The organism is Paenibacillus sp. NEAU-GSW1 (assembly GCF_009737085.1).
Classification (GTDB): domain Bacteria; phylum Bacillota; class Bacilli; order Paenibacillales; family Paenibacillaceae; genus Pristimantibacillus.
This window is the reverse complement of sequence record NZ_WOVL01000008.1, coordinates 1-15,237: the sequence shown is the minus strand read 5'-3', so window position 1 is coordinate 15,237 and position 15,237 is coordinate 1. Positions and strand designations below refer to the sequence as shown.

22 protein-coding genes and 1 pseudogene are annotated in these 15,237 nt (G+C 48.1%); 15 read left to right on the top strand and 8 right to left on the bottom strand.

The window, feature by feature from the left end; translation table 11 throughout:
• Positions 1–36 precede the first annotated feature (36 nt).
• Positions 37–612: an NAD(P)H-dependent oxidoreductase gene (locus tag GOM71_RS07480; protein ID WP_156279397.1), complete on the bottom strand. Its 576-nt coding sequence runs from the start codon at positions 610–612 to the stop codon at positions 37–39.
• A gap of 121 nt (positions 613–733) precedes the next feature.
• On the opposite strand from GOM71_RS07480, the gene GOM71_RS07475 reads away from it, so the two are divergent.
• On the top strand, positions 734–1,750 hold the full coding sequence (locus tag GOM71_RS07475) for an AraC family transcriptional regulator (protein WP_253944746.1): 1,017 nt from the start codon (positions 734–736) through the stop codon (positions 1,748–1,750).
• A gap of 124 nt (positions 1,751–1,874) precedes the next feature.
• Here the strand turns inward: GOM71_RS07475 and GOM71_RS23800 are convergent, their stop codons facing one another.
• The 3 genes from GOM71_RS23800 to GOM71_RS24695 are packed head-to-tail and all read right to left on the bottom strand — an operon-like array spanning position 1,875 to position 2,482.
• Positions 1,875–2,027, bottom strand: a complete 153-nt coding sequence (locus tag GOM71_RS23800) for a hypothetical protein (protein ID WP_173275353.1) — start codon at positions 2,025–2,027, stop codon at positions 1,875–1,877.
• A 7-nt stretch (positions 2,028–2,034) separates the two neighbouring features.
• Positions 2,035–2,346, bottom strand: coding sequence for a hypothetical protein (locus tag GOM71_RS23795; RefSeq protein WP_173275350.1), 312 nt, complete (start codon positions 2,344–2,346; stop codon positions 2,035–2,037).
• 13 nt (positions 2,347–2,359) lie between these two features.
• On the bottom strand, positions 2,360–2,482 hold the full coding sequence (locus GOM71_RS24695; protein ID WP_301539612.1) for a hypothetical protein: 123 nt from the start codon (positions 2,480–2,482) through the stop codon (positions 2,360–2,362).
• Positions 2,483–2,614: 132 nt separating this feature from the next.
• On the opposite strand from GOM71_RS24695, the gene GOM71_RS07465 reads away from it, so the two are divergent.
• The 9 genes and pseudogenes from GOM71_RS07465 to GOM71_RS07425 all read left to right on the top strand — a co-directional run bounded on the left by GOM71_RS07465 (position 2,615) and on the right by GOM71_RS07425 (position 8,116).
• Positions 2,615–3,028, top strand: coding sequence for a MerR family transcriptional regulator (locus tag GOM71_RS07465; RefSeq protein ID WP_367649507.1), 414 nt, complete (start codon positions 2,615–2,617; stop codon positions 3,026–3,028).
• Positions 3,029–3,092: 64 nt separating this feature from the next.
• A complete protein-coding gene (locus GOM71_RS07460) occupies positions 3,093–3,263 on the top strand; it encodes a hypothetical protein (protein WP_156279388.1) in 171 nt (56 codons plus the stop codon).
• Positions 3,251–3,490, top strand: a pseudogene (locus GOM71_RS07455) (DUF4180 domain-containing protein); the annotation flags it as partial. The gene GOM71_RS07460 and the pseudogene GOM71_RS07455, both read left to right, overlap by 13 nt.
• 102 nt (positions 3,491–3,592) lie before the next feature.
• Positions 3,593–4,174, top strand: coding sequence for a TetR/AcrR family transcriptional regulator (locus tag GOM71_RS07450; protein WP_156279384.1), 582 nt, complete (start codon positions 3,593–3,595; stop codon positions 4,172–4,174).
• Positions 4,175–4,225: 51 nt separating this feature from the next.
• A complete protein-coding gene (locus GOM71_RS07445) occupies positions 4,226–4,936 on the top strand; it encodes an SDR family oxidoreductase (RefSeq protein WP_156279382.1) in 711 nt (236 codons plus the stop codon).
• Between the two features lie 377 nt (positions 4,937–5,313).
• A complete protein-coding gene (gene rpiA, locus GOM71_RS07440) occupies positions 5,314–5,991 on the top strand; it encodes a ribose-5-phosphate isomerase RpiA (protein WP_156279380.1) in 678 nt (225 codons plus the stop codon).
• Between the two features lie 170 nt (positions 5,992–6,161).
• Complete coding sequence (locus GOM71_RS07435) at positions 6,162–6,752, top strand: TetR/AcrR family transcriptional regulator (RefSeq protein WP_156279721.1); 591 nt, start codon at positions 6,162–6,164, stop codon at positions 6,750–6,752.
• Positions 6,753–6,823: 71 nt separating this feature from the next.
• Complete coding sequence (locus GOM71_RS07430) at positions 6,824–7,471, top strand: DJ-1/PfpI family protein (RefSeq protein WP_156279378.1); 648 nt, start codon at positions 6,824–6,826, stop codon at positions 7,469–7,471.
• 261 nt (positions 7,472–7,732) lie between these two features.
• Positions 7,733–8,116 carry a DUF4830 domain-containing protein gene (locus GOM71_RS07425; protein ID WP_156279376.1) on the top strand — a complete coding sequence of 128 codons (384 nt, stop codon included), beginning with the start codon at positions 7,733–7,735 and terminating at the stop codon, positions 8,114–8,116.
• Positions 8,117–8,273: 157 nt separating this feature from the next.
• On the opposite strand, the gene GOM71_RS07420 is transcribed toward GOM71_RS07425, so the two are convergent.
• Positions 8,274–9,740 (bottom strand): MFS transporter, encoded by a 1,467-nt coding sequence (locus GOM71_RS07420; RefSeq protein ID WP_156279374.1) that lies wholly within the window; start codon positions 9,738–9,740, stop codon positions 8,274–8,276.
• Positions 9,741–9,967: 227 nt separating this feature from the next.
• Here GOM71_RS07420 and GOM71_RS07415 point away from each other — a divergent pair, with 227 nt between their 5' ends.
• Both GOM71_RS07415 and GOM71_RS07410 read left to right on the top strand, forming a co-directional pair.
• A complete protein-coding gene (locus GOM71_RS07415; RefSeq protein WP_156279372.1) occupies positions 9,968–10,987 on the top strand; it encodes an ATP-binding cassette domain-containing protein in 1,020 nt (339 codons plus the stop codon).
• Positions 10,984–11,796 carry an ABC transporter permease gene (locus GOM71_RS07410; protein ID WP_156279370.1) on the top strand — a complete coding sequence of 271 codons (813 nt, stop codon included), beginning with the start codon at positions 10,984–10,986 and terminating at the stop codon, positions 11,794–11,796. The genes GOM71_RS07415 and GOM71_RS07410 overlap by 4 nt, the downstream gene beginning before the upstream one ends.
• Before the next feature lie 87 nt (positions 11,797–11,883).
• On the opposite strand, the gene GOM71_RS07405 is transcribed toward GOM71_RS07410, so the two are convergent.
• Both GOM71_RS07405 and GOM71_RS07400 read right to left on the bottom strand, forming a co-directional pair.
• Complete coding sequence (locus GOM71_RS07405; protein WP_156279368.1) at positions 11,884–12,843, bottom strand: ABC transporter permease; 960 nt, start codon at positions 12,841–12,843, stop codon at positions 11,884–11,886.
• Positions 12,836–13,756: an ABC transporter ATP-binding protein gene (locus GOM71_RS07400; protein ID WP_156279366.1), complete on the bottom strand. Its 921-nt coding sequence runs from the start codon at positions 13,754–13,756 to the stop codon at positions 12,836–12,838. The genes GOM71_RS07405 and GOM71_RS07400 overlap by 8 nt, the downstream gene beginning before the upstream one ends.
• Before the next feature lie 184 nt (positions 13,757–13,940).
• Between GOM71_RS07400 and GOM71_RS07395 the strand changes: the two genes are divergently transcribed.
• Genes GOM71_RS07395 through GOM71_RS23785 form a run of 3 tightly spaced genes read left to right on the top strand, consistent with a single transcriptional unit; the run spans position 13,941 to position 14,850 of the window.
• Positions 13,941–14,564, top strand: a complete 624-nt coding sequence (locus GOM71_RS07395) for a hypothetical protein (protein WP_156279362.1) — start codon at positions 13,941–13,943, stop codon at positions 14,562–14,564.
• On the top strand, positions 14,564–14,692 hold the full coding sequence (locus GOM71_RS24690; protein WP_301539611.1) for a hypothetical protein: 129 nt from the start codon (positions 14,564–14,566) through the stop codon (positions 14,690–14,692). Before GOM71_RS07395 ends, GOM71_RS24690 begins: the two co-directional genes overlap by 1 nt.
• The gene (locus GOM71_RS23785) at positions 14,683–14,850 is read left to right on the top strand and encodes a hypothetical protein (RefSeq protein ID WP_173275343.1); all 168 of its coding nucleotides are present in this window, start codon (positions 14,683–14,685) and stop codon (positions 14,848–14,850) included. The genes GOM71_RS24690 and GOM71_RS23785 overlap by 10 nt, the downstream gene beginning before the upstream one ends.
• Before the next feature lie 163 nt (positions 14,851–15,013).
• Here GOM71_RS23785 and GOM71_RS07390 read toward each other — a convergent pair.
• Positions 15,014–15,237 (bottom strand): transposase (locus GOM71_RS07390; protein WP_173275340.1); only part of this gene is annotated, 224 nt, incomplete at its 5' end.

Here is a 15,237-nt window from a genome sequence, read left to right as displayed (position 1 = left end):
AAACGCAGCTATTAGATGTGCCTCTCCCCATTCCGCTTAAGCAAACCGTGATCCGAGCTCTTTCGTTTTCTCCAGCCATTTGTCCCTCGATCTGTCCGAGGAGCCGCGAACCGGCCCGACCTCTGTTACCCGTTTCGTCTTCACCCCGCAAAAACCGAGAATGTTGCGCTTCATGATGCTGTGTCCAGCTTGGCGATAGACGAGCCGATTGAACCAACTGGGCGTATCTGAAGTGACAATAAGGTGTGCGGTTTTTCCGGTTAGCAATTTGTCCCACAGCGCGGAGTTTTCCCGGTATTTGAAGGCGAAGCCGGGAAGCAGCACGCGGTCCATGAAGCCTTTGAGCATAGCCGGCATCGTTCCCCACCAGGTAGGATATACAATGACAAGATGATCCGCCCAGCGAATCCATTCCTGCGCCTGCAGCAAATCAGGCTCAAGCTCTGTTCTTTTCCTGTATCCATACTCCAGGTTCGGATTGAAATCGAGTTTGCCCAGCTCCAGCAATCGAACGTTAGCCGAAAGCGAAGATGCTCCTTCCGCATATGCGCGAGCCAGTGCGCTGCAGTAGCTTTCTGCATCGGGATGTCCGACGATAATCAACGTATTCATAGTAATGGTTTCTCCCCTTGTTTTCTAAGATGTTTTCACTATATAGTAAAGGTCAGTATGGGAAAATGATCCAACACGCATAATCGTTGATCGATCGCGCAGATTTGGAGTGGGGGCGGGAATGGTGGCTGCTGGACGGGAAGTTTCGATTACAATGGTATATCCGATCATGAAAGCGATCGCTCGTAAAAAGCTGGATTTCGATCGCTTTTGCCAAACTGCCGCATTCGATCCGGGCTTGCTTCGAGACGCGGAAACGCGCATTTCCGGGGAAGAGCTGGAGCGGCTTATGAACGAAGCGGCAGCATTCACAAATGATGAAAGCTTTGGCTTATTTCAGGGCAGGACGACGGACATCTCGGACATGGGGATACTCGGCTATGTCATGATGCACTCGGAAACGATCGAGAATGCGCTGAAAGCTTATCAGCGTTATAACGTCATTTTGTGCAGCGGGGCGAATCTCGAATGGAGCAGCGAAGGCGGGGATATCCGGCTGCGGTTTGCTCGCGATGACGGCCGGCCGATGCCAAGACATTGCTTGGAGGACATGACAAGTTCCGTCTATCACTTGATGGGGCTCATGAGCAATCGGACCATTCCTCTGCTGGAGGTGCAATTCGCGCACACGGCACCCGCCGACATCAGCCCGTACACGGAGCTGTTTGGCGTGGAGCCCGTCTTCGGGAACGGCGAAAGCTTTCTGCGGTTCAAGCAAGAAGTGCTGAGCTATCCGATACTATATTCGGATCCGAAGCTGCGCTTGGCGTTCGAGCCGATTGCGGATGAAAAGAAACAACATTTGCTCACAGGCCGGACGCTTTCAAGCCAGGTGTTCCAATGGATGATCGGCTGCATGCCTGCACGCATGCCGACGCTAAAGCAGACGGCTGAAGCATTCGGCATGAGCACGCGATCCCTGCAGGAGAAGCTCAAAGAGGAGGATGCCTCGTTCAATGAGCTATCTGCTCGAGTACGCAAGGAGCTTGCGCAGCAATATTTGCGGGGAAAAGAATTTTCAATCGGAGAAATCGCCTACCTGCTTCATTATTCCGAACCGAGCGCCTTTCACAACGCGTTCAAGAAGTGGACGGGGCTGGCGCCGGCAGCTTACAGAAAGACGACTGGTAACGGATAGCTTTACTCACGATGACTTACATGTTGATAATAGTGCAAAGCATCTTCAACCGCTTCTGCCAGCGTATATGTAGGGGAAAAACCGGTGCTTCTTATTTTACTGTCATCCCAAATCCGGGGAACCGTTAATGATTCGACCAACATGTCGTATCGAAGCCTTTCACCAAATAAATGCCATCTTCACTTGGTTTGAGCTCATAATGACCGAGCCATTCCATTGCTCTGCCAATATCCCTCGTATCGATAAAGGATACCGGCACTTCTCCTGAACCAATCATCGGATACTTATTGTGCAAGTGCGCTTTGTAAAAAGAAGAAAAGAAAGAGGCTCGATCTCTTCTGCCAATCGTGCTTGCCGGCCTTACGATTATGGTTTCGATCCCAAGTTGCTTGCCCTCGTTTAATACAACATGCTCTCTTTGCAAACAAATTTGTTGAAATGAATATGTAGGGGGCTTGCGCGGCGGCCTGAATAAGCATTCGAGTGAGCTCCACCTCAACTTGTTGAAGCCGCTCCCGTTTTTCATGCGTTCCTTTTAATAACGAGAGAATCGCATCGGTTTTATTGAAATCGGCCTGGACGACTTCCGCTCTCATCGACTCAAGAAATTTACTCCTCATTGCTTCTCGAACGACTAACGACTGCTTTAACCTCATGTCCTGCTTCTAGTAATTGCTCATCAACATTACTTCTGATAAAGCCGGTGGCGCCAAAAACAACTGTTTTCATCATGATTTTCTCCTGAATTGTATTTGGAGAGGATATGAGCTTGAGGCTATAATTACATATATGTGTCATAATTGATAGTTTAATGCAATAATTTTGATGAAAAAATTGTAATACTCGCTCAAGGAGATGATAGGTGTGGCTTCCGGCGGTTACTTACGCGGCCAGCTCGCAAAATTAGCGAATGTAAATATCGAGACATTGAGATATTACGAGGAGCTCGGCATTCTCTCTGCTCCATTGCGTTCCGAATCCGGCTATCGGCTATATTCAGAGGAGGCGCTGGAACGGCTGGCGTTTATTCATAACGCCAAACGATGCGGATTTACTTTAAAAGAAATACAAAAAGCGTTACTAAAGCCCAATAGCCAGCCGATTACGATCGACGATTTTATTGTAGTAATCGAAAAGAAACAAAATAAAATTCGATCCGAAATGGCTAAGAAAGAAATGATGCTGGATATGCTGGAGTATCTAAAAAAAGATTTGCAACAGTCGGACATGCAGCCAGCTACTCGAGCGATACTCCAAATGATGAAGATGGAGTCATAGCTTGACTCTGTACTTACCTACAGGTTTTATGATGGCGATAGGAAAACCGATAGGAGGGATTTATTTGGAAAAAACGAGTATCGAACAATTGCAGGCCATTAAAGATCATCTAAAGCAAACTAGCAGATTTGAAAACAAAGCATGGGATCAAATTCGCCAAGAGATGGATGCGGCAGCTAAAAATATGCCTCCGCATGAGGATATTGCGATTCGTCAGGCGACCGCTTTATTATAGATAAGGGTTTGGTCAGCGAGGCTTTCTTTGATCTGAGCACACGCATCGCAGGCGAGATCATGCAAAAGTTTGTGAACTATCAAATGAAGGCCGCGATCGTTGGCGATTTTTCGGGCTATTCAAGCCAGAGCCTGAAAGATTTCATGTATGAAACGAACAAAGGCAGCCATATCTTTTTCTTGCCTACGGAGCAGTCTGCAATTGAAAAGTTTAGCAAGCTCAGCTAGCTAAGCAAAAGGCTGAAATGATTATGCCGCCGCTCTTGACGCGTGGAAGAAACTGTATTAATATGGTTTTGTACTGATCAGTATAGAAAGAGTGAAGTGACGATGGTAAGACCAAGGGAATTTGATGAACGGGCGGCATTGGCGGCGGCTATGCAAGTGTTTTGGGAAAAAGGATATGAAGCAACCTCGCTGAGCGATCTTACCGATCGGATGGCGATTCAACGTCCAAGCTTGTATGCGGCTTTCGGAGGGAAGAAAGAGCTGTTTACGGCGGCGCTGAAGCTGTATGTGCAGCTAAGTTTATCCTATTTGGTAAACAAGCTGCAAAGCGCGCCGTCAGTGAGAGAGTCGCTGCATGCTTATTTTCAGGGCATAATCGACGGATCTGGCGGAAACAATCCGGATTATGGCTGCTTATGCGTCAATACGATGGTTGAGATGGCTCCGCACGAGCCTGATTTCGCTCAAATTACGGCGGATTATCAGGCCAGTCTAACGGAATTGTTCCGGAAGACGATTGAAAGAGGAATTCAGTCGGGCGAGTTGCCGAAGCATTTGAATCCGGCATCTATTTCGCGGTTATTGACGATTAGCGCAATCGGACTATCCGTATCGATGAAGTCGAAGCCGAATCTTCCTCAAGTTGAGCATGTCGCATCCGAAATACTTACTCTTCTGGAGTAAGATTTTTTTTAAACATTATGTACCGATCGGTATAAAAAGGAGGCTTTTTTTATGGATAAAAAAATCGCATTGATCACGGGAGCCAACAAAGGGATCGGACTGGAAATCGCAAGACAGCTGGGGCGGCAAGGCGCGATTGTACTTTTGGGTGCGCGAAGCTTCAGCAAGGCTGAACAGGCGGCAGCTCAGCTGAAGACGGAACAAATTGAGGCTATACCGGTTGAACTTGATGTTACGGATGCCCGGCATATTCGATCCGCAGCGGAGAAAATTCAAGAAGAGTATGGGAAGCTGGATATTCTCGTAAACAATGCCGGTACTTATTTAGATCATGAAGGGGATGGCGTAGATGTCATCCGACGGAGCTTTACGACGAATTTCTTTGGTCCGTATGCATTAACGACATCGCTTCTTGATTTGCTGAAAGCGAGTCCTGCAGGACGCATTGTCAATCAATCGAGCATTTTGGGCTCGATGGGAACGTTAATGACGGATAAATTTTATGCAAGAGCAGCCGCCCCGGGATATACGACTTCGAAAGCGGCGCTCAACGCTTGGACGGCGCAGCTGTCCATTCAGCTTCAAGATACGAATGTGAAAGTAAACGCTTGTCATCCGGGCTGGGTAAAAACCGATATGGGCGGTCCGGGCGCCGTGATGGAAATCGAAGAGGGAGCGGAGACGGCCGTGTATTTGGCAACATTGCCGAGCGACGGGCCAACCGGAGGTTTTTTTCACAAGATGGAGACTCTGCCTTGGTAGGGTGAAAATAATAATTGACTAAATAATTGTCGCTATATACAAATTATTTTACAATTAAAGGGCAATGCACCGCGCAATGAAGTCCAAGTTCGCGAACAACCCCGATTTCTCTATAGAAGAGAAGTCGGGTTTTTTTGTATACTCAGCATGCACATTCGCCCTGGTGAGATGGTTGACTATATCGAATAGATCCACTCCTTATTTATGTGTCCGGGCAATACCGGTATATTGCAAGCATAAACAACGAGAGTAATAACAAAGTAAACGGAAGGCGAATTGCTAAATAACGATTAGACAGTTGCGCAATCGAATCAAGTGCGCTCATAATGGATTATTGTTGTTTGAGATAAAAAGGATGGGATGGAGATGGAGCAGCGATGACAAATGCGAAGCAGTTAGTCGGCGAGAAAGCGGCGCAATATGTAGAAGACGGAATGATCGTAGGGCTTGGAACGGGATCGACGGTTTACTGGACGATTATGAAGCTCGGGCAAATGGTGCAAGAAGGGCTGCAGATTCAAGGCGTGCCTACTTCTAAAAATACGGAGAAGCTCGCAACGGAATTAGGCATACCGTTGCTTGATTTTGCCGAAACGAAAGGCATCGACTTGGCAATCGACGGGGCCGACGAAGTGGATCCCAATTTCTGCTTGATAAAGGGCGGCGGCGGAGCGCTGCTTCGCGAGAAGATGATCGCAGCGGTATCGCGGCGCTTTATCGTCGTTGCCGACAATTCCAAGATCGTGCCGGTTCTCGGCAAGTTTCTGCTGCCGGTCGAAGTCGTCCCTTTCGGCTGGCAGGTAACGGCAAGGCAATTGGCTGAGCTAGGCTGTCGTGCCGATTTGCGGATGGCGGGACAAGCTCCGTTTATTACCGATAACGGAAATTTAATTTTGGATTGCGATTTTGGGGCGATTCATGATCCGAAGCATCTGAATATCGCAATTAATATGATACCTGGCGTTGTGGAGAACGGTTTGTTTGTCGGCATGACGGATCATGTAATCGCGGGCGGCGAGGATGGGAATTTGACAGAACGCTCTTACAACCGCTAATACGCTTATAAGAGGACGAATAGAATAGGACGAAATAACGCCTGGGAGCTCGCTTCCGGGCGTTTCGTTTGGGCAAATGCCAATAATGAATTATAAAGTTGACAGCTGGTAATTTATGCAATAAGATAATAGAGACTGATCGGTCTCAAGGGAAAGAGGAGGAATTCATGATGCGAAACGGACAGGATACGCGAACGATGATCATTGCCAAATCCGCGGTGCTGTTTAATCGCCAAGGCTACACCGGATCTTCCATGTCGCATATCATGGATGCTACCGGTTTGCAAAAAGGAGGGATTTACCGCCACTTTAAAAATAAAGACGAGCTCGCGCTGGAAGCTTTCGACCATGCCGTTGAAGTGCTCCGCGCGGCATTTCGCGCTGCGGTCTACGGCAAACGAACGGCAGAGGAAAAGCTGCTTTCCGTTTTCTCCGTTTATATGGACGTGGCCCATAATCCGCCTTTGGACGGCGGATGCCCGCTGCTCAATACGGCAGTAGACACGGATGACACGCATCAGCCTTTGAATAGCAAAGCGCGGGAAGCGATGAATGAATGGCTTTCCTTTATCCGTGCCATTCTGAAAGAGGGCGTACGGTCTAACGAATTTAAAGACGACCTCAACATTCAGGACGTTTCGGTTTTTCTGACTTCGGCCTTTGAAGGGGCAATTATGATGGGAAGGCTGTACAGCGATAATGAGTTTATGAAAAGCTATTATAGGCAAGTCGTGCAGTATATTCGTTGCTGCGTAAAGTGAGTTTTTGTTAAACTCTCTTTTTTTGAACTCAAGAGACCGATTGGTCTCTGATGAAAGGGATGGGATAGAGGATGCAAAAACAGCGTCGCGTAGGTATTTTGTTGTTTGATCATGTTGATGTATTGGATTATTCGGGACCGTTCGAAGTGTTCTCGCTTACGGTCAATGATCCTGCGGATGTGCCGAAAATGCTTTTGAACCGAATTTCGAAGGAAGAAAAGCCTTTTATCGTCTATACGCTGTCGCAATACGGGCAACAAATTACGGCGCATAACGGACTGAAAATACAGCCGGATTACAGTCTTAACGATCATCCTGAATTCGACATCGTTATTATTCCGGGGGGGCCTCTGACAGCCGTGAAAAGCGGGATCAGCAATCCCGAGCTGCTCCAATGGATCGCCGAGCAGCATCGCTCGAATAAATGGGTTGCTTCCATTTGCTCCGGCGCCATTTTGCTTGCTGAAGCAGGCCTTCTGACGAATCGCAGGGCGACGACGAATTGGTTCGTATTGGATTACTTAGAGAACAACTACCCTGAGGTAGAAGTGTTGAGGAACGTTCGCTATGTCGACAGCGGAGACGTGATGACCTCAGCCGGCGTATCTGCCGGCATTGATATGGCGCTCTATATGGTTGGAAAGCTTCTCGGCCAAGATGCGGCTCAAACGACCGCTCATACGATTGAATATCCGTATTTGGATGCGGCAAAAGCGTAGTGGTGTAAAAGGTTTAAATGACAATAGGTTTGACGTGCCAATTGGCGCGTCTTTTTTAATTCAAAATACCGATTAGTTCAAAATTCTTCTTCCTTTTGCACTATGTTCTGTTTTAACGCTCATTGTTGATTTAAGCAACTGGCAGAATAGTTGAAACACTGCAACCTTCATGTGGATCTTTACGTCTCAAATCTATCTGGAAAATGAAGGGAGCCGATTTCGGTTAAGAAAATTATTGTTTTATTTGTATTTTTTTGTATTGTGTTCCTGATTGGTTGCAGTAAAGAAACAACTGAGCAGAATCATGTTAATCCTATTGAATACCTTGAGTCGTTTGGTTGGCATATTGAGGAGAAAATTAGTAAAGAAAAGCTAGAGACAAAAAGCTTGGATCCAAGTATCGCAGGTGTTGTTGATTTGAAGCCGTATGTGAATGAAGAAATTTATATTACAACCTACTTGCTGAAAGAAAAACAAAAAACAGGAAAGAAAATATTCGCTTCCATTTATCAAGTTGATGAAGATATTATTGGTGGATACGGAAATTTAGAGGGTTTGGAGCCTGGAGTTTTCTCTTTGAAGGATAAAGAAAGGTTAATCAACGTAGGACAAATAGATAAATTTATTACGCTAACGGTACGATAGTTCAATCGCAGCCTTAACACTATTAACAAAAAAGCAGAAAACCCTTATAAGTATAGGGTTTTCTGCTTTTTAATCTTGTTCATGCATCTTAAAACGGAACCCGTTTGATTTAGTATCAACCGATTTTTCTGTGTTAAATTTTCCAAATAGCTCTTTATCAGTGCGCCAACGCGGACTCCTTGGACTTAACAAAAGCGGCAAGCGTTGCAAAAAGCAATAAAATAATGCCTGTGAAAATAAATCCTTCGGTATGGTTGAACGGCAGCCAACCGAGCAATGAAGAGCCGGCGACAACGCCTAGGGAGAAGAAGGCGTAGAAGTAACCGTAAGCTTTGCCGCGGAGCTCCGATGGCGTAGCTTTGATCAGTATCGTATTAATCGACGGGAACAGCAAGGCAAAGCCTACGCCGTACAGTCCGAGCACCAAATAAAGCGTGAGTGTCGTAGCTGACAGACTGATCAGCAGCTGGCTTAAGCCCATTAATCCCATGCCTAGCGCCATCGTTTTGGACGAAGACACCCGATCGAAAATGCGATTGGTAGGAAGTACGAACAGCAGGACGGCAATGATGCCGAACGTGCTCATCAGCGTCCCGCTTAATCGCGAATCATAGCCGAGCGATTGAACGTGCAGCGGCAGCAAGTAGGCAATGACGCCTTGCGAGAACATTAAGAAGAAAGCTCCTCCATACGCTTTCGCTACATTTGCGTTGAGCACTGAGCCGGAGGATTGCACTTCCCGGCGGGCTTTGTTTTTTTGTTGGGATGACAATTTGCTCTGGCTTAGAAAAATAGCGGACAGCACCGTCAGGGCGAAGCCGAGAATAGCAACGCAAGTAAAAACAAACGGAACGGAAGTTCTGCTGGCCATAATGCCGCTGAAAGCGGGGCCGATAATAGCGGCTAAACCGACAAATGTGCCGGTGAAGGCGACTTTTTTTCCTTGCTCGGTCGCTTTCGTCGTATTTGCCGAGAACGTAAAGGCGGCTGGCACGATCAAGCCCGCGACAAAACCGTGAATGATTCGAACGACGATCAACAAGACGGGTTCATCGACAAAGTGATAAAGCAGCAGCGCTGCGCTGGATAACAGCAATCCGCTCATTAGCAGTTTGAACGGACCGACTTTATCGGTCAGAATCCCCGATACAATGTTGCCTAGCGTATTGGTCAACGAATACAGTCCGATAACGAAGCCTGCAATAAACGAGCCGGCGCCGACGGAGGAAGCAAATGTGCTCATGACCGGCAGCTGCGAGAACAGATCGAAGAAGGAGAAGAACACGATACTGTAAACGATGAGGCTGCGATCAAAAGGCCGTTCGCTGTAACGAGTCTGCGCTTTCTTAAGCTGCCAGTCCAGCACAAAGTTGCCAAGCGGCACGAAAGCGGCAAGGGCTGCCGCAGCCGGCCACAGAAGGCTCCATCGAACGCGAATGGCGCTGTATGCAATGGCAAGCGAGTAAAGAATGAAGATGCCGCCGTGCACGCTGCCGACAATCGTTACCGCTTCTTCGATTCCCCACTTATATTTCATTGGCATGGCAATACACAATAGGACAAGCAAGGATACGCCGTCTAGAATGCCGGTTATACGTAAAAGGGATATAGGATGTATCCGCATTAGATTAGCTCCTAATTTGAAATTTGGGATCGGATACTTCATTCTAACATTTTATTGGAGTCGTCAAACAGAACGGTGTTGGCAATATTGCAACAAAATAATATCCGCCGCTGGTTGTATGGCTGAAATCCTTCTGCCGACCGATTCGAAAAAATAATCCGCTGTTTAAACTCAGTTTATAAAAGTGAAATAGAATCGCTTTATAAACGGTTGATGGAGGTATGGAAATGAACCCTGTAAACAAAAAGATAATAACGCCGGATCACGCGGAATGGGCGGTTGAAGCACATGATCTTGTTAAAATTTTTGGAGAGAATCGGGCGGTGGACGGCGTCAATCTGAAATTGCGCGCCGGTTCGATCTATGGCGTGCTTGGACCGAACGGAGCGGGTAAAACGACGACGATTCGCATGCTCGCGACGCTGCTGCGGCCGGATGGCGGCTCAGCGAAAATTTTCGGCCATGACGTCGTGAAGGAATCGCAAATCGTTCGCCAATTAATCGGCGTAACCGGCCAATACGCATCGGTCGACGAGTCGCTTAGCGCGACGGAAAACTTAATTATTTTCTCCCGGCTGCTGGGGCTCGGCCGTGCGGAAGCGAAGAAGAAAGCGGCGGATTTGCTTGAGGAATTCGGATTGTCGGAGGCAGCGAAAAAACCGCTTAAAAATTTCTCCGGCGGCATGCGCCGCCGGCTTGATCTGGCAGCGAGTCTGATCGCGCAGCCGCCGCTCATTTTCTTGGATGAGCCGACGACCGGGCTTGACCCGCGCACAAGGTCGCAAATGTGGGATACGATTCGCCGTTTGGTCAATACCGGCTCGACCGTAGTGTTGACTACGCAGTATCTTGAAGAGGCCGATCAACTGGCGGATCGTGTTGCCGTAATTGATCGAGGAAAAGTTGTCGCCGAAGGTACGGTGGATGAATTGAAAGAATCCGTCGGCACCTCGTCGCTCCATTTAAGAGTGCAAGATGCGCTGGATATTCAAGGTGCTCGCCGAATCGTTGACCAGGTGCTTAACGTTCAGTCGCAATTAACGTCAGAAGCGGGCAAAATTACGGCGCCGATGACAGATGCGGACCGTGTAACCGATCTGCTTATCGCTTTGCGCTCGGCGAATATTCACTTGGCAGAAATAAGCGTGCAGAAGCCGACGCTCGACGAAGTGTTTCTGACGATTACGGGCCATGGCGTTTCGGATAGTGCGGAGGAAAGTAAACAATTGGAGGCGGTGAGAGTATGAGCAGAATGACTAAGTTAGCCGGTGAGCGGCAATTGAAAAACTATACGAGCTTCGGGCAAACGCTGCGCAACTCGCTTACGATGGCCTATCGCGGACTGTTGAAAATAAAACGCACGCCGGAGCAGCTGTTCGACGTTACGTTTCAGCCGATTATTTTTACACTGATGTTCACTTATATTTTTGGCGGTGCGATTTCCGGCGATGTAAAAAGCTATTTGCCGGTCATCATTCCCGGCATCCTTGTTCAGACCGTTATTACGACCTCGATCGTTACGGGCGTCCAGTTGCGCGAGGATATGGATAAAGGGGTATTCGACCGGTTCAAATCGCTGCCAATCGCGCGTATCGCTCCGCTGGCGGGAGCGCTGCTTGCCGATACGATCCGATATACGATCGCAACGGTACTGACTTTTGCGATGGGCTATATTATGGGCTTGCGTCCAGAAGGCGGTCTGGGCAGTGTCGCTCTGGCTGGTCTGCTTGTTATCGCTTGCTCATGGGCAATTAGCTGGATCTTTGCGTTTTTTGGCGTCATTTCCCGCACGGCTTCAAGCGTTCAGGGTATTTCAATGCTCGTTCTATTTCCGCTCACGTTTCTTTCCAATGCCTATGTTCCGGTTGAAACGATGCCGAAATGGCTGCAATGGTTTGTAAACGTCAATCCGATTTCCCATTTGGTAACGGCTGTCCGTGAGCTTTGCAATACCGGGACAGCAGGCTGGGATTTAGTTGTTTCGCTCATCGGTGCGGCTATTATCGTCGCTGTATTTGCGCCGCTTACCGTTCGCGCTTATATGCGCCGGACGTAAAACGCCGCAAGCTGCGGCGCAGCCTTTGGGTAAAAAGCAAAGAAGAAGCCATGTGCGGGCTGCCCGCACATGGCTTCTTTCGTTTGCTTAAGCTGCAACGTCGCGCTTGGTGAAGAGAAGCCAAGCTGTGAACTGGAACAGCGCATAATAGGCGACCAGTATAAGGATCGAGAAGGACAGCGTCATTTCCGGACGAAGAGGTTCGGCGCCGTCGAGATACTGCGTCAAATCGATATTGGCGAAAAGCAAATATTTGACCCAGCTGTAGCTGCTCAAAATCGCAGTCAGCGTATTGCCGACAAGCATGAAGAGAAGCGAGAAGGCGATCGCCATCGAAGTGCTGCGGAACGCGGCGGAGATCATGAAAGCCATCGTTACATACATAATTAACGAGATGACGGCGAAGCCGTATTTTTGCAAAGCGTTCACGATCATCGAGCTTTCTTGAATGCTGCTGTCAGCGGCATCGATCGTTACAAGCGGCTGGCTTACACTGTTGAAGCCTTCGAGAATGCCGCCGGCTGCAAAGGCTGCGGCAAAGCAAATGACGAGCAGCAGCAAGGCGAAGCCCATCGTCGCGATATATTTGCTCGCCATAATTTTCGTGCGCGAGGCGGGGCCGACGAGCAGCAGTTTAATCGTGCCCCAGGAAAATTCGGCGGCAATCATGTCGGCTGCGATAATGACCGTCAACAGAGTGACAAGCATCGTTAAATTGACGGAGCTGTTTACATGGTCCCATAGCGAAAGATCGTTCGGATTAATGCCGCTGTCTAAGTAATATTGATTAAGTTTAATTTGATTGGACAAATAGGTCGTTTGCTGGGCATCGAGCTCTTTGTTCGAAGTTAATTCTTGCTGGAACTGTTCGTTCTCTTGCGATAGAGCTTGCTCCCAATTGTTGAGATCCATTTTACTTTCATCCCACTTCATGATCCCGCTTAGCAGCGCAACGGTTAGCAAGAGGAAACCGATCATCACCCATGTCCGGGGACGGCGGTAAATTTTCATATTTTCGTTTTGAATCAGTTTGGACAGACTAGACAACCATCTCACCTCCCGTAATTTCGAGGAATTGTTCTTCCAGCGATTTCTGTACGGCATGGATGCCGTAGATTTCGATTTCAGCGCTAACGAGGAGCTTCGCAATAATCGGAATGACCGCTTTGTCGGCCGTCAGCTCGAGACCATTGTTCGTTATAGTCAGCTTTGACGGCTCAAACGATTGTGACAGCAGCCGCTGAGCTACCTCCAGATTATCGGCTTCGATCAAAATTTTCGTATCGGCGAGGTCGCGTGACTCCTGCAAAGAGCGGATATCGACAAGCTTGCCGGCCTGAATGATCGCAACCCGATCGCACATGAGCTCCATTTCGGCAAGCAAGTGAGAGGAGACGATGACGGAAATGCCTTCCTCGCGAGTAAGCATTCGCAAATAATCCCGCAGCTCGCGAATGCCTGCAGGATCGAGCCCGTTTGTCGGCTCGTCAAGGATAAGCAGTGAAGGGCGATGCAGAATGGCTTGCGCGACGCCAAGCCGCTGTCGCATGCCGAGCGAATAGCGTTTTACTTTTTCGTGAATGCGGTTTTGCAGACCGAGCATATGAACGACTTCGTCGATCCGCTCTTTCGTAACGCCCTTATGGCGGCGGGCAAAATGGGTCAAGTTCTGATAGCCGGTTAAAAATTTGTACATTTCCGGATTTTCAACAATAGCTCCGACATGAGTCATCGCGAGCTCAAAGTGATCGCGGACAGATATGCCTTTAATAATGGCTTCTCCTTTTGTCATAGCGATCAGTCCGACGATCATGCGGATCGTCGTTGTTTTGCCTGCGCCGTTTGGACCGAGAAATCCAAAGACTTCTCCTGCGGGGATTTCAAATGTTAAATTGTCTACTATCGTGCGATTGCCTGCTTTTTTGGTAAGGTTGCGAAGTTGCAACACAGCCTCTGACATGGAATGTACCTCCTAAATGATCTTTACAAGAGAACTATACCGAAACAAAGCTGTTGTCAAAATAGACCTTTGAACAGGTTTTTCCCCCTGCTTTGGTCGGGGAAGAGTAAAAATTGTAAATTGAAAACGGTTGCTGGACTGCCGGAACAAGCTAATGCTATACTGGTAACGGGTGAAGCAGACGATGAATAATGAGACCGCAAACGCGGAAGCAAACGGCAAACAAGAAGCCGAAAACGCAGAGAAGTTTCAGGAATTGATTAAGGCTGTTTACCATAATGGCCTCGTAGCGTTGAAGATGCATTTTGACGAAGTTAACGGACAAGTCATGAATCAGGAAGTTTACGGTCCCATATTTATTTACGAAGTGAAGGATGAATCGAATAACGGATATACGTGCGGATTTTTTCTTCGCGAGCTTGTTGCGAAGTTTCAATCGGGCGGCGATCCGTCTCTGTGGATTTCCTCTTTCTTTGTAGAATTGATGAAGACGGAAGGCGGCAAGCCGCTTCCTAAATCTCCTACAAGCGAGGACGAAGCGAAAGCGATGCTCGACAAAGTCGTGATTCCGCATTGCATCGCGGCAGTAGAAGAGGAATTTGCACCGGAAAAGGTGCATGCGGGTCTGGATTGGAATAAGGATATTGGTCCTGTATTTGAAGCGGGTTTCCCGGCTATTCGCGAGGGCAATAATGTTTGTGCATTTCCTCTCCACCTCTTGCTTGCGCATCACTTGCTAAACCGGGATCCATCCGAAGTGCTCCTGCAAGGGATGTATAAAATTCGCGCAGAACATGGCATAGAATAATGACGAGAAAGACGCTTTCATCGAAAGCGTCTTTTTTCTTTGGCGGCAATGCCGGATGCGGCAGTGTTGATCTCATGCTCGAACGGATGGCGACCGACGGCACTTCGACTAATTATGGATGGGAATAAAGCTGTCCTGCAGCTTTATTCGGGCGCGAAAGCGGGCGGCTGGTGAAATAACGCTGTGGCACAGCGTTATATTGCACAATCGAGGCGAAAACGGCCGATTGGTTGGAAATAAAGCTGTCCTGCAGCTTTATTCGGGCGCGAAAGCCGGCGGCTGGTGAAATAACGCTGTGGCACAGCGTTATATTGCACAATCGAGGCGAAAACGGGGTGACGTCAAGTAGTTTGTGTAGTAAGATTATCCATCGGGACGATGGATAAAGAATATGATGTTTGTTCGGTTGGAGGGCGTAGCCCAAGCGCAGGCGCGGGAGATTAAAGATCTTAGTCTGCCCCTCTCGCATATCGCTCGTTGTACATCTGCTCAAACGCGACCTTCGTATCAGGATCGACAAAGCCGCGAATGGCTCTGCCACACCATTTTTCGTTGTAATCTAGTGCTTGCAGGTAAATGATCTTTTCTGCCGCTTCAATATTAGTAAGGCTATTCATCGGCTTTAATCGTTTGCGTAGTTCTTTGTTCATACGCTCGATCGGATTTGTTGTGT